We start from the raw sequence: 14383 nt of genomic DNA on the forward strand, positions 1-14383 counted from the left end.
TGCTCCTAGTCCAAGATGTAGAAAGCTTCGAGCTTGGTGGCTTCTTCCGCCATCTCCAGGCCGCGATTGAGTTGAGTGTCATGCTCTTCCTGCCCCGGATAGACCACCACAGGGGTGACGAAGATGACCAACTCTGTCTTGTCGTCTTTAAAGTCGCGGGACTTGAAGAGTTCACCCAGGATGGGGATATCGCCAAGCAGAGGGAACTTGTTGACTATCTTGGACATTTCACTGTTGACCAGGCCAGAGATCACTATGGTCTCGTTGTTCTTCACGTTGATCACAGACTCGGTGCGGCGGGTCAGCATACCTGGCACACCATCGACGGCCACAGAAGGATCGATTGAGCTGACCTCGGCCATGACCCGGCTGACAATGTTTTGTTGCTCGTCTACCACGGGCTCAATGTCCAGCTTGATGCCGTACTCTTTATATTCGACATCCACGGCGCCCAGGCCGCTGACGCTGCGGATAGGGAACTCGCCACCGGCCAGGAAGCTGGCCGACTCGCCGCTGCGGGTGGTCAGGTTGGGCTGGGCCAGTAGGCGGGCATCGCCCTTTTCAGATAGCAATTGGATCTGGCTGCCGATACCCGAGACGATACCCAGCGAACTCCAGCCACGGGTATCTAAGACGCCTATGTTCTCGGCAATGGATTTGGTGATCGCCTCTGTGTATTGGCCGGGTGAGGCGACGTTGAAGATAGGGTTGGCGGTAAAGCCCTTAGCTACCCCATATGCCGGACCAGCCATGGAGGTTTCCCACTTGATGCCGACGTTGTTGAGGGTCGACTTGTTGAACTCGACTATCTTGACCTGCATCTTCACCATGGGTGACATTGTCTTGGCAAACTTGAGGTATTTCACCAGGGAGACGACGTTAGGATCGCCTTCGAGGATCTTCTCCAGCTGCTCCTTCTGGGCAAGGTCGGCTTCGCCCTGAACTATGATCAGGCCATCGCTCTCCGAGACAGTGAGCGACGGGAAGGCGGCGAGCATCTTCTTGACCATGGTCGTGGTACGCAGGCTGTTGTCTGGGGTGACGGTGAGGCTGAGCTTGATCAGCTTGCCATCTTTCTGCCATAGCTGCAGGTCGGTATTGCCCGGAGCCTCGCCGATCAGCAAGACGCCCTTGTTATCGACGACCTTGGCGCTGAGCACCTTGCCGTTACCCACGACGATACGCTCGACGTTGGCGGCCTTATAGAGTTCGACTGCGCCGACATAGAGCTTCATGGGGCGGTTGTTGTGCGCCATGCTGGACGCGGGCAGCAGTAGACATATCCAAAAAAATGCGACAATTTTCAATGTTTTCATAGTACGGCTTTATCTTTTTGTTGGCTGAGTTGCTCTAGCATCTCTTTGGGAAGCGGGTAGGTTTGGGTACTGGTTTTGATGCCACTGCCACCGGTGATCACCTCGACGGCAAGCTCGTGGTTTTCCACATCGCGATTAAACAGTTGGCCTTCATGCATAGAGATAAACTCCAGCGCCCTAGACTCCTTCTGATTTCTCAGCAGGGTGACAAAATCACCTTTCTGTTTTGCCAGTGAGACGCGCGCCGCGTCGTTGACCGATAGCGCTAGAGTGACTGTGTTATAGGCGTTGGGGTTGTCGTATAGGGTATCGACCAACTCGGGATTGACATCTATGCTGCGTCTGCCTGTGGCTAGCACTGTGACATCCTCCAGTAGCAGCTGGAGTCGTTTTCGCTCGCCATCACGTCCCTCTTCTTTGAAGGAGAGCAGCAGATCGATATGATCTGAGGGCACCAGCATGCCGGCATTCGAGTTAATCTCATCGATATCTATAGTGACGGCACGTTGGCCCTCTTTAAGAATGTCGGAGAACTGCGCCACGCGCATGCCGGGCAGGTAGGTTTCGATCAGCGGGCGACCCGGTGCCATGGGTTGTAGCAGCATCTGCCCGGCAACCTCGCCGAAGCGGCTGGGATGTATGGCGTCCAGGGGCAGGGTATCGGCGCGGATTTGACGCACAGACATGTTGGCCTGGGAGATGATATCGCCCTTTTTCAAAGGCTGGGTGGCGACGATTACATCGGCCATCGCAATGTTGTCCTTGGTCAACTCATCTCTGAGTTCCTGCTCTTTGGCTATGAAGTAGTTCTTGGTCGCCCAGGCCGAAATACCACCTAAGATCAAGGCAATAACTAGCAGCACCCAATTGAAGTCAATTGATTTTAATTTCATCGTTAAACCTGAAGTTAGTTGGGGAGTATCGAGAGCGATTTCGTGTAGGCAAACGCCGTATACCACTCGGTGAGGGCATCGGCGCAGAGGTCTAGCACATTGTCATCATTGCTGACGGGGGTGAGCAGGGCGGCGACTAAGGCGCCGCATACCACCAGGTATTCGACGCTGGCCTGGCCCCGACAGCGGGTGTTGCTTAACTGCATGGGTTCATCATCCTTGTTTCACTTGATTGGCAACTATGTAAACTTGCGAATTTCGGGTGTCGAAACTGATATCGACGCTATTGGTTCCCTGGCTCATTTGAAGGGCGGCCTTTCCCGATTGGGTATCGAGTATGGCGGTCTCTTCTACCCAGCCCCGCTGCTGATAGTGACGGCGGTAATAGTGATAGTTGCTGGAAAGGCTGCGAGTGCTGCTGAGCACGATGGTGCGCCCCTGCTTGTAGAGGTCGGTCGAGGCGATATCAGATAGCACAGTGGCACCACTGGGCTGAGGAAAAGTGTTGCGTCTAACCCTAGCCAGTTCATTCTCTTCCATATTCTTGGTGATGCCGACAAAGGCGGTGACGCCATCAAACTGCTGGCTGATGCGGGCGGTCAGCAGATAAGGGGGCTGCAGACTGTTGATCACTAAGTCGCCGTTAAAGGGGCGGGAGTCGAATCGTTCGCTATCTTTCTGCCAGGCCTTAGTAAAGAAGGCCGCCAGCTGGGCCTGGCTCTGGGTGTCTTTGACCACCCAGGTCTTCATAGGGTAGCCGTTGTAGCGCATCTCATCGGCGACTATCTCTACCTTGGCGGTGTCGGGAAAATTTACTTCAGGCCAGTCGCTTGCCTGTGTAAGGCCGGTGAATAGGACGAGAATAAGGGGGAAAAGTGATTTCATGGGGTCAGCCTCCACAGTTCTTGGTGCCATAGGTACATAGGCGGTTAGCGGGCAGCACATCGGGTTCGACGAAACCTAGCTTCAGCGAGTTGGACTTGATCTCCTTACCGAAGGGGATAATGCCAATGAGGTTCTGAGCGGTGCGGATCACGCCAACGTCCATATAGTTGGTCAGCACCAAGCGTCTTACCCGGTTCTTCACATGGTAGGGGCCGGCGGCGTTCCAGCCTGAGGCGAGCAGGGCGCTTTGACCCTCGACGCTCAGGTTTAGTTGGTCGAACGGACTCATTTCGAGGTTTTCCAGATCTGTCTTGACCTGGGTGCGATAGAACTGATCTCTGGGCAGCTTAAAGCCGGTAAAAGAGAGCATGCCGACGGCTCGCTCGACACTTGCGCCATAGGCCCCTGGTGTTCCAGAACCTTGCTGGCTACCGCTAATTCTGGCCAGTTCCTGTTCATCCTTGGCCGACTCCTGCAGATTCTTTAACAGCAGGCTATTTGTGCCGTCGCGCTTTAGGGGATACTTGAGTAGCGGGTGGACATTATTGTCCCAGCTCCATTGATCCTTTTGGCGGGTCGCTATCTTGCGGCCATCTTGCTGATAGAAGCGCCAGGGCAGGTATTGCATCTGCTCTTCATCTGAGCGAATGGCCACATAGAGGCCGCTGCGGCTCGGCATTCTATCGGGGCGTCCCTCTTTCCAAACGGTGCGCTCCCAGGCGTTATAGTGCGCGGCCTGATCTGCCCTGTGCTGGGCGCTAGAGACCTTAGCCAGTAAGGGGAAGATGATCAGCAGGGGGACAATCACAAAGCTGAGCCCTACGACACTCTCGACCAAGGCCTGGCCCTGTTGTTTCTTGGCCATTAGAGCATCCTCGTTAAGGCCAGCACTGTGCTGCGCTCGCCGTTGGTGGAGTCGGTCAGACGGGTCTGCCAGAAAGGGTTATAGAGGTTGCCATATTCGTGGCGGCCATCGCGTCTAGCCCAGGAAGAGGTTATTTGCATCAGATCTTTTGGGCGTGAGTAGTAGGCCTGCGCTGTCGCCAGGGCCGTCATGCGATTGCCGAGCATCTCTTCGTCTTTTGCCGGGTTAAGGCCATCGCCCACCAGTTGCACACTGCTTGATGTGCCGACATTGTTGCGTTTTTTAGAGACCACAATGGCGATGTTATCCGTCTGACTCTTCTTGTTGGCGCTGCTTGAGAGACCGAAGAAGGGGCGGACACCATTGTAATCGCCACGGGTTTCCTGGGCGTAACCTGCGTATCGGGATGCAGTACGGTTGATGCGGCGACTGCTGCCCCAGGTTTGGCGATCACCTTCGCGGGGAATATTGGCGCGATCATCCGAGCTGGTCGAGCCCCAGCCGAGCGGGATCTCTCTGTATCCGCGCCAACGGCAACCGGACCAACTACAACGAAACTTGGAGAGGTGGAAGCTGATGGTATCCATAGAGGTCCAGGATTCAGCCTGCCTATTGTCGTAGGCTATCAGATCGCTACCACCGGTTTTCTGGGTCTTCCAACGTATAGGGAAGACGGTCATCGACCAGATCCCCCCAAGTTTGTAGGTTCGATTTTTACTGAAGGGATCGCGTGACGCCAGAGTCACGCCGATGAAATCTTTAAACTGGGTCTCTTTACTCTTGGGGTTACGGCTATGGCGCTTCTGGAATGATATCCAGGTATCTTTCACATCGACAAACAGTAGTGGGTTTTGCGCCAGATCCAGCCTGGCATCGCTATCATTGGCCTTGACCACCTTGCCGGCCGATTCGATGCTGGAGGCCATGCCCGCGTAGTGGATAACCTGTTGTGAGCTGCTCAAGGTCCACAAGATGGCATCTTCGGCGTAGATCAAGCCTTCAAATACGGGTTGCGCCACCTGGTTGATGGTACCGACAGCCTTTTCGATACCAGCAAGCACCTGGCCAAGATAAGGTACCCAGCAGAGGGTTGTGCAGGCATTTTGCGCGAATTGGTCTGTCATGTTGAACCAGGAGGAGAGCCCGACCATCTGGGCAATGGCGACTTGATTCGCGACAGATGCGCGATTGGTATAGGCCTTGAAATTGAAATCTCGGGCGGCAAAGGTCGCGACGCTGTAGGCCGTGTTGTCGGCAGTATTCTGCAACTTAGTTGCGTTGAGATTGACCTTGGTTGTATTAAAACTGTAGAGCACAGACATGAGTGCGAGCGACATCAGCATTAAAGACAATGCCATGGCCTGCCCTCGCTGTTTGGAGCGCATGGTATTTGGTTTCATAGGAGTCTCTTGGCTAGTCGAAAAGGCTGGGGTTAATCTACGCCGCTACCTGACCCACTACCTGAGCCGGTACCACCGCTGGCGCTATTCGCCCCTTGGTCATAGTTACCTAGGTTGTAATCCTGGTTGGCTACACCGTTTGCTGCGGAGGCTGAACCTTGTGCTTGACCTATTTGACCGTTAGCACTCTGCCCTGAGACCTCGGCGGAAAGGCCGGCGACCTGGTTGCGCACCGTCTTGCCGAAGAAGCTGTAGACGCCAATTGCCGAGACGGCGATTAAGGCGACTATGATGATATATTCGGTCATGCCCTGACCTTGTATGTGTATCTTTTTCACCATAAGTTCCTTTTATGATCGATGGAAAGGCAAGTGCCTTGGCACTTGCCTTCGTCTTGACCCCAAAACAGTCTTGACCCCAAAACAGGTTTAACGCTTATAGGGTTAGTTAGTACCACCAGCGCTGCTGTTTGCAGCTTGGTCGTATGTACCTAAGTTGTAATCCTGGTTGGCAACACCATTTGCTGCGGTGGCAGCGCCTTGTGCTTGACCAATTTGACCGTCGGCGCTTTGACCTGACATTTCGGCAGACAGACCGGCAACCTGGTTACGGATAGTCTTACCGAAGAAGCTGTATACCCCGATGGCAGATACAGCAATCAGTGCGACAATGATGATATATTCGGTCATACCTTGACCACGTTGCTTTTTCTTTAACATCTCTTTTCTCCTTGAGAATATATAATTAAGACTCGGTTATTTTATCGTCATACCTTAGTGTCTCAATTATCCCTAGGAATAATATTGCCCTGATGAACCTACCCGTTGTTATTATTTTCCTACCTATAACTGATTATATTTAACCAGGAGTTGTCCTCGGCTCTTACAATCGGTTTTTTTGTAAATGTTTTGTAAATGCATCTTGATGGTATTTATTGAAACGTTCATTTTATTTGCGGCTTCTGAGTTACTCAGGCCTTTACAGATAAAAGAGAGCACCTCTTTCTCTTTCTTGGTGATCCCTTGAAACAGTGCATGTTGCTCTGAGGCTTTAGCGGGTTTTTGCTGTGTCTGAATATAGTGCGACAGGGCGCTCAGGCTAAAAAACAGGTTGCCCTCGAGCACATTGTCGAGCATCTGCATGATGGCGTGTGCTGGGCTGGATGCCTTGGTGGCTCCGCTAAATCCATGTTTTATTAGGGTTAACTCATCATCCATCGAGAGGTTTTCGCAGATGGCGATATGTTTGCCTGCCGATAAGAGCTCAGGATCTATCTGACCGAGTTCGCCGTGAACGTCTTTGAGAAAATGAAACAGAATCTTGGGGACTTTCTGCGGGTTGTGCCAGGCCGCTAGCGGCGTAATGCTGGCATCAACTTTTAAATTGAGTAGCCCAGAAATATTCTTTAACAGCTGAATATTTTTCGGCGACCGGCTTAGGGTAAATAATTCACCATTATACATTTCACGTCCTTATGAGATTTATAATGTACTACTTTGTTACTAATAGGGTTTGTTTATTTTTTTCGAGCGTAAGACTTTATTATGACTAAATTATTAAACGCTCGTTTATTTGTTCATATTCTATATAAGAAGGAATTAATATCAAGAGGCGAGAACTTGTGACTTATATCCTTTCGGGCAGGCATTAGACCCCTGTACTCGTGATCAGGCATAGCGTGTCCTGTGCCTTTGTGTCAGACGACACCTGATGTGGGATGAAGATCTGGGATGAAGAAGTGGGTAGAAGATGAGCAGCACAGAGGCGACAGCTTGCCGCCTCATTTTGGCGCCCTCTCTGTAACGCCCTCTCTGTTACGCCTTATCTTTAGCGCCTGATCATTGGAGTGAGGTTAGTCTACCGAGGTGACCTTGAGCTGCCACTCGGGTAGCTTCTCTTCGAGATCCGGCCTGATACGTGCTAGATCGCCGCGGATGACGATTACAGGCTCTTGGCCAAAGTGTGCTTGTGCCAAGGCTTGCAGCGCCTCTGGGGTTAACGTTTGCCAGTGTTTGAGTCGCTTTGCCATAGCGTCGGTGCCTGCTTGGCGTGCAATGGCCTGGCAGTAATCTTCGATGCGATGGCCAGGATCGTCCTGGCGCAGGGCGATCTGGCTAAACTGCGAGGTCTTCAGCGCGGCAAGCTCCGCCTCTGAAGGCGGGGCTTCGGCTGCCAGTGCCAGGTGATCTAAGATGCCACGAATAAAGGCGCCAGTATGCTGCTGTTGGGTGGCGCCGTAATATTTTAGGATGCGCGCCATAGGATTGTTGAAGCAGCGGCCATAGATGCCATAGGTTAGACCCCGTTGCTCCCTGAGATCGAAGTAGAGGCGCCCGGAGAAGCTACGCCCGAGCCAGCGACTGAGGGCTTCGCAGGCAAACGCCGAATCCTCTTGGTCAGCTAGTCCCATAGGCAGGTGATAGCCGATCCGCACCTGAGTCTGTACCGTGCCCGGCGCATCGATAACAAATAGCTGCTTGCCATAGGGGCTAACGGTATCGACGAAGCGCTCTTCCTGCCTTTGCGCGGCACCTAGCTGGCTCAGGCTTGCGGTAAGCTGCTCCCTTAAGCTGTTTTCCACCTGAGGGACGCCCTCCAACAACAGATGCCATTGGCTCTGTGCCTTGGTTTGTTTGAGTAGAGCCAGTAGCTGAGGCTTATCCAGGCTTTGCTGTAGATCCCTGTTATTCAGGGCCTTATTGTAGGGATGAGCGCTGCCGAGGATCTTGTCGGCCCAGACCTCTTCTATCTCGCTGCCATTAAAGGCTCTGATATGTTTATCCAGGGCCAGCTGGCGTTTGAGTCTCGGTAGATCAAGCTGGCCGTAGGCGTCTGGCGACCAGCTTTGGGCCAAGATGTCGACTGCTTGCGCCAGTGCTGATGTCGGGCATTTTAGGCTGAGTCTGAGACCATGGATGCTGGGGTGTATGGTCAGTCCTTCGATACAGGGCAGGTCGTGCTGGTTGGCCAGCTTGACGCTAAGCTGCTGCATCGCCGTATGCAAAATATCGAGATTCTCATAGGGGGCATCCGGGCTCACGGCTAGCAGGTGTATGCCCACCAACTGGGAGGGCGTGCCGGGAAGTAGATGCAGGCTTAGCTCGTCTGTCAGCGAGATAACCTCAGGCGGCGCCAAAGGCGTAAACTCTTTTTTCGTCAGCGTCGGCGCATTGGTCGGCGCGGTAAAACTCGGCACCTTAGGCGCTTCAACCTGGGTGAAGCTTAAGCGGGTCTGCTGGCAGCCTCCACTCCAGAGGCTGCCAATGAAGATGAGGAGTAAGCTTATTGGTCTCATAGCACCTTCTCCTCCAGTGAATCGGACAGGCCTTCGGGCAGCCACTCTAATATCGTCTTGCCCCAACGAATATACCAAGGCGGCAACAGGTCGAGGCGAACATACCCGGGGCTCAGATAGTGCTGGGTGACCCGTTTGATATCCTCTTGAGTCACCGCCGCAATGCGCTCCCAGGGGGCGGTGAGGGGATGCTCTCTATCTCTAAGTTGGCTGGCGCTGAGCAGATTGGCCAGGCTGACATCATTGTCTAGCTTGCTCAGCTGGGTGAGTAGCCAACGGCGTTTGAGTTGATCGAGCTCGAGCGGCGTTACCCCCTGGCTTGCCAGAGTATCCACCATGCCAGTGATGCGTTGGCTGAGAGTGTCGAGGGAGACCTTGGCTCTGGGCACCAGGATCAGGTTCATCACGCCAAGATGCTCCATGGAGAGGGGGACTGAGTAATGCAGTAGGGTGTCGGGCGCCTTGAGGTTCATCTGCTCCAGCATGCTGGTGCGGTTTTGCAGCAGATAATCTTCGACCAGGGTGATGGCGGCGGCATCCGGATGCAGGGCGCCCACCGTGTGCCAGGCCAACATCAGCCCGGGCCAGGGGCCGCGACTATCGACTATCTCACCTCGCACCGGCTGTCGCTCGACGGCCAGCGGGGAGAAATGCGCCAGGGGACGCTTGGGTTTCTGCCAACTGCCGAAGTACTTATCTACCCAAGATAGAGCTTGCGGCGGCAAGTCGCCGACGATGGCCAGCTGCATGGCATCTGGGCGGTAGAAGTCATGGTGAAACCGATTCAGGCTGGCGGGCGTGGCCGCCGACACATCGTCAACTGAGCCGATCACCGCATGGCCATAGGGGCTGCCTTTTACCTGATTGAGCAGAAAGTTCATAGCCGGGCGGATATAGGGCTGATTGTCTATGGTGGTGGCCATCTCCTCGAGTACGGTTTGTTGCTGATTGCGCACCGTCTCGTCGCTGAGCTGGGGGCGGATGAAGCGGTCCGACTCGAGCCAGAGTGCCAGCTCTAACGCCTGACTGGGGAGGTTGACATAGTAGTTGGTGGCATCGAAGAAGGTGCTGGCGTTGAAATAGCCGCTGTTGGCGCTCATGGTCTGGCCATAGCTGTCACCCGGGGCATTTTCGCTGCCCTTGAACAGCATATGCTCGAACAGGTGGGCGTAACCCGACTCACCCTCGAGCTCGTTGCGTGAGCCTACCGAAAACTGGCTGGAGAGGGCGACGCTTTGCTTGTTGGGCAGCGGCAGCAGATAGAGGCTCAGGCCGTTATCCAGTTCGTGCCGGCTCAGTTGCTGCTCCAGCTGATAAAGCGGCGCGGCCAGCGTCTCCAGGCTGGGCTCGCTGGCCATGGCGCTCACGCCAAAGAGGCTGAGCAGGCAGGCGAGCAGGGAATAGCGTGTTGGGCTTGGCATCTTATTGTATTTTCTGAAATTGACTTATTTTAACCCTATCCGTTTTGCCAGGCGGTGTAAATTACCCGAATCGACCTCGAGATCCCTGGCGGTGGCGGCCCAGTTATTATCGTGCTGGCTCAGGGTTTGGCGTATGTAGTCGGCCTGAAAGGCTTCGGTCGCCTGCTTGAGGCTGCCGCTAAATTGCGGTGCCAGGGTTTTGCCGCTACTTTGGACGGCGCGCGGTGCCTGGTTGGCGAACTCGAAATGCTCGGGGTTGATGAGGCCGTTACTGCCGGACGACTGAGCCCTCGCCAGAATGGCTGCTCGGTAGATGCTGTGCTCCAGTTCCCTGACGTTGCCGGGCCATTGGTAGCACTCCAGCATGGCAAGACTGGTCGGGCTGAGCCTTAGGGTCTGTAGCCCTAGTTGCTGACGGCAGCGCTCGACGAAGAAGCCGCTCAGCAGGGTAATGTCCTGCTCACGTTCTCTCAGTGGCGGCGCGATCAGCGGGAAGACGCTGAGTCTGTGGTAGAGGTCGGCGCGAAAACGTCCCGCCAGCACCTCGTTTTTCAGATTCTTGTTGGTGGCGGCGATGATCCTCACATCCACCTTGAGGCTGCGATCGTCGCCGACTCTTTGCAGATCGCCATATTGCAGTACCCTCAGCAGCTTGGCCTGTAGGGTCAGCGGCAGCTCGCCTATCTCATCGAGAAACAGCGAGCCCTTATCGGCCATCTCGAACTTACCGCTGCGATTGCTGACGGCGCCGGTAAAGGCCCCTTTGACATGACCAAACAGCTCACTCTCGGCCACAGATTCGGGCAGGGCGGCGCAGTTGAGGTAGACCAGCGGCTGGCTGGCGCGCATGGATCCCTGGTGGATCTCATGGGCGACCAACTCCTTACCTGTGCCTGTCTCGCCCATGATGAGCACGTTGAGATCCGTCGGCGCCACCACGGCGATCTCCTGCTTGAGGTTGTTCATCACCTGTGACTGGCCGATGATCTCCTTGGTGCCTTCCTTACTCTGGCTAGTGCTGTCGCCCTTGTCCCATTGGGCCTGCAGCGCCTGCTTCTCCAGCTTATCGATCAGCAGGGCGTTGTTGAGCGACGCCGAGGCGATGGCGCTGATCCCCCGCAGCTGCTCGTTGGTGAAAGACTTGAACTGATCCGGATCGAAGCCGTCTATGGTGACGGCGCCTATCAGGCTGCCATCGGCCAGCAGCGGCAGGCCGATACAGGCGTGTACCGTGAGGTTGTCCCCCTGATTGGGGATCAGGCCGTCGTAAGGATCGGGCAGATCGCTGTCGGCGGGAAAGCGCACCACGTCACCGGCGCGGGCAATCGCCTCGAGCCTTGGGTGTTCATGGAGCACGAAGCGGCGGCCCAGTACATCTGGGCTTAGGCCGTTGATGGCCAATGGGGTAAACTGCTGACCCTTAAACTCCAGCAGCGCGGCGGCGTCGCACTGCATGCTTTCCCTGATGGTGTCGAGCAGGCGTGAGAACCTGTCATGATTGGACAATCCCGAGGTGATATCTAACGCCATCCGCGTTAATTGGGTTTGACTTAATGCCATGGGGTCTCCGAAATATCGCGCCAGTGCCAAGGGACATCCTTCTTCATCGGCAGGCTGCGGCTGTACTAGGAATTAGTATATGTCAATTTAACAGTAATGTTTATTGTCATTTTTACACTTGTCGTGAGGGTAAAAAGGGGTCGATATGACCCCTTTGTCGAGTGATGTCAGGCGTTATGCGTTGGCCGACAGTGGCGCATCGGCAATGGCTTGAGTGCCCTTGGCGCCAATGGCTTTTCTGATGATGTCGAACAGGAAGGCGCCGAGGAACAGGCCGCCTGCACCGAAGATGACGTCACCAGGGACACGCATCCATACCAGGGTTTCAACCAGTGGGCTGTGGATCACCTCTGGTGAGCGGGCGAACCAGTAACCGTTCTCGATGACGGCGAAGAACTGGGTCAGACCCACAGGCAGCAGTGACATGAAGACCATGGCCGCCAGACCGATATTCAGGCTCCAGAAGGCACCCTTAAGCAGCTTGTCGCTCCACTGGATATTGCCTGTCAGACCGCGCAGACAGAAGAGCATCAGGCCTACACCCAGCATGCCGTACACACCCATGAAGGCGGCGTGGCCGTGGGTCGCAGTGGTGTTCAGACCCTGGATGAAGTAGAGCGAGATAGGTGGGTTGATCAGGAAGCCCAGTACGCCCGCACCTACTAAGTTCCAGAAGGCGGTAGCCACGAAGAACATGATGGCCCACTTGTAGCGAATCATCCAAGGGCTGGCGTTACGCATACGGTAACTCTCGATGGCTTCGAAGCCGATAAGGGCTAGCGGAACCACTTCCAGTGCCGAGAAGATGGCGCCCCAGGCGATCACACCCGTTGGTGTACCTGTGAAGTAGAGGTGGTGCAGGGTACCGATAAGACCACCGGTGAGGAAGATAACCGTGGCGAATAGTACGGCGCCGTTGGCGCTGCGGGCACGGATGAGTCCCAGACGCACCAGCATCAGGGCGATCACCGAGGTCGCAAAGGTCTCGAAGAAGCCTTCAACCCATAGGTGAACTACCCACCAGCGCCAGTATTCGGCGATGGCCAGGTTGGTGTGTTTGCCCATGAAGAGACCGGCGCCGTAGAAGAGGCCGATGGCGACACACGAGGCGTAAAGTACCCAGATCACGGGGCGCATCTCGCCTTGAATCTTAAGGGCTGGGCGCATGGCGGCGGTGACCAGGGTTAGCCAGATCAACAGGCCAGCCAGTAGCAGTACCTGCCAGACACGGCCGAGGTCGATATATTCATAGCCTTGGTGGCCGAAGAGGAAGTTGGTATCCAGGTCGAAGTATTGCTGTACGCCGATCCATTCACCGGCCATAGAGCCCAGTACCACGACAACCAGGGCTACCCAGAGGACGTTGACGCCCAGACGTTGGAACTTAGGCTCATATCCCGATAGCGCAGGCGCTATGTAGAGGCCTGTGCCGAGCCAGGCGGTGGCGATCCAGAATACCGCTAGCTGGGTATGCCAGGTACGGGTGACTGAGTAGGGCAGTATCTCTGATAGCGGGATGCCGTAGAAGTTTTGCCCTTCTACCGCGTAGTGCGCCGTCACGCCCCCTAAGAGGATCTGCAGCAGGAAGAGGCCGACTGCGGTGACGAAATACTTACCCACGGCCTTCTGTGAGGCGGTAGGCTTCTTGAGGAACAGAGGATCTTGCTCGGCTGGCTTAGGCAGCTCTTCATGCTTGCCTGAGGCGTGGTGCCATACCAGGGCGCCGATACCGGCGATAAGGGTGACGATACTCAGGATAGACCAGACGATGTTGTCTGAGGTCGGGGTGTTACCTAGCTGCGGATCGAAAGGCCAGTTGTTGGTGTAGGTATACTCTTGTCCTTCACGCTCTGTGATGGCGGCCCAGGCGCCCCAGAAGAGGAAGGCGTTTAGCTGTTGGCGACGCTCAAGGTCAGGCACTGTGCCTTCCTTCATCGCATACTGTTCGCGCAGAGTTGAGAGCTCAGGATCGTCGCCAAACAGAGACAGATAGTGGTCTGATACCTGGCCGATGGCCTGAATACGGGTTTCAGACAGGCTGATGCGTATCTCGCCATTGGCCGAGGTAGTCAGGGTGTTTCGACGTAGGTCGTCACGTAGCGACTGCTCGAGCCCAGCTTTCTTGATAGAGTCCAGCTCGTTGAAGCTTCTGCCATACTGCGCCTTGGCGGTGATATCTAACCAGGCCTGCGCCTCACGGTGTAGCCAGTCGGCGGTCCAGTCTGGGGCGACGTAGGAGCCGTGACCCCAGATAGAGCCTAGCTGGTGTCCGCCCATAGAGCGCCAAACCAGTTGACCACGCTCTATATCGTTTTGGGTGAACAGAGGTTGACCCTGCACATCGGTAAAGGCGGTGGGGATTGGGGGTTTTTCGCGATAGATCTGACTGCCTATGCTCAGCAGTACAGAGAAGGAAGCGATAAGTACTATCAAGAGTGCTATCGCCGTTAGCCGTTGTTTATTCATAGAGCCTCTCAGCGCAATATATTGTAGGTGTGGAGTACCCTGCTATAGCAGCTAACGTGCCATACTTATAAGTTGTTGATTGTTATTGGGTAAGAGTATATTAGTGTCTTATTAAATTGTCATAATGACAATTGAGATAAAGTGTAAAAATGACACTGAATGTCAAAAGGACAGTGTGTGTTTTGTCTGTGTCGATTTGATACTTATTGGGGTTGTAGAAAGATGTGCGGCATAAAAAAAGCCAGCCTAAATGGCTGGCTTTTACCGAGCGACTAACCCTTT

At 54.8% G+C, this 14383-nt stretch carries 13 protein-coding genes; all 13 read right to left on the reverse strand.

From position 1 onward, the window contains the following. Positions 1-5: 5 nt before the first annotated feature. The 13 genes from K0H81_RS03360 to K0H81_RS03420 all read right to left on the reverse strand — a co-directional run bounded on the left by K0H81_RS03360 (position 6) and on the right by K0H81_RS03420 (position 14101). Positions 6-1316, reverse strand: coding sequence for a type II and III secretion system protein family protein (locus K0H81_RS03360; protein WP_220059884.1), 1311 nt, complete (start codon positions 1314-1316; stop codon positions 6-8). Next, positions 1313-2209 carry a Flp pilus assembly protein CpaB gene (cpaB, locus tag K0H81_RS03365; RefSeq protein ID WP_220059885.1) on the reverse strand — a complete coding sequence of 299 codons (897 nt, stop codon included), beginning with the start codon at positions 2207-2209 and terminating at the stop codon, positions 1313-1315. Before cpaB ends, K0H81_RS03360 begins: the two co-directional genes overlap by 4 nt. Positions 2210-2223: 14 nt before the next feature. After that, positions 2224-2415, reverse strand: coding sequence for a hypothetical protein (locus K0H81_RS03370; RefSeq protein ID WP_011864453.1), 192 nt, complete (start codon positions 2413-2415; stop codon positions 2224-2226). A 7-nt stretch (positions 2416-2422) separates the two neighbouring features. Next, positions 2423-3094, reverse strand: coding sequence for a hypothetical protein (locus K0H81_RS03375; RefSeq protein ID WP_220059886.1), 672 nt, complete (start codon positions 3092-3094; stop codon positions 2423-2425). A gap of 4 nt (positions 3095-3098) precedes the next feature. Next, entirely contained in the window at positions 3099-3959 is an 861-nt protein-coding gene (locus K0H81_RS03380; RefSeq protein WP_220059887.1) for a hypothetical protein, read from the reverse strand. Then, positions 3959-5359: a hypothetical protein gene (locus tag K0H81_RS03385; protein ID WP_258406375.1), complete on the reverse strand. Its 1401-nt coding sequence runs from the start codon at positions 5357-5359 to the stop codon at positions 3959-3961. The genes K0H81_RS03380 and K0H81_RS03385 overlap by 1 nt, the downstream gene beginning before the upstream one ends. Before the next feature lie 32 nt (positions 5360-5391). Then, entirely contained in the window at positions 5392-5700 is a 309-nt protein-coding gene (locus K0H81_RS03390; protein WP_220059888.1) for a Flp family type IVb pilin, read from the reverse strand. 102 nt (positions 5701-5802) lie between these two features. Next, positions 5803-6078 carry a Flp family type IVb pilin gene (locus K0H81_RS03395; protein WP_011864458.1) on the reverse strand — a complete coding sequence of 92 codons (276 nt, stop codon included), beginning with the start codon at positions 6076-6078 and terminating at the stop codon, positions 5803-5805. Between the two features lie 123 nt (positions 6079-6201). Further along, on the reverse strand, positions 6202-6822 hold the full coding sequence (locus K0H81_RS03400) for a response regulator transcription factor (protein WP_220059889.1): 621 nt from the start codon (positions 6820-6822) through the stop codon (positions 6202-6204). Positions 6823-7211: 389 nt separating this feature from the next. Then, positions 7212-8654: a M16 family metallopeptidase gene (locus tag K0H81_RS03405; protein ID WP_220059890.1), complete on the reverse strand. Its 1443-nt coding sequence runs from the start codon at positions 8652-8654 to the stop codon at positions 7212-7214. Then, on the reverse strand, positions 8651-10075 hold the full coding sequence (locus K0H81_RS03410) for a M16 family metallopeptidase (protein ID WP_220059891.1): 1425 nt from the start codon (positions 10073-10075) through the stop codon (positions 8651-8653). Before K0H81_RS03410 ends, K0H81_RS03405 begins: the two co-directional genes overlap by 4 nt. A 24-nt stretch (positions 10076-10099) precedes the next feature. Continuing rightward, complete coding sequence (gene norR, locus K0H81_RS03415; RefSeq protein WP_220059892.1) at positions 10100-11635, reverse strand: nitric oxide reductase transcriptional regulator NorR; 1536 nt, start codon at positions 11633-11635, stop codon at positions 10100-10102. 174 nt (positions 11636-11809) lie between these two features. Beyond that, positions 11810-14101: a nitric-oxide reductase large subunit gene (locus tag K0H81_RS03420; protein WP_220059893.1), complete on the reverse strand. Its 2292-nt coding sequence runs from the start codon at positions 14099-14101 to the stop codon at positions 11810-11812. Between the last annotated feature and the right edge of the window lie 282 nt (positions 14102-14383).

The sequence above is a fragment of the Shewanella halotolerans genome (assembly GCF_019457535.1).
GTDB lineage: Bacteria > Pseudomonadota > Gammaproteobacteria > Enterobacterales > Shewanellaceae > Shewanella > Shewanella halotolerans.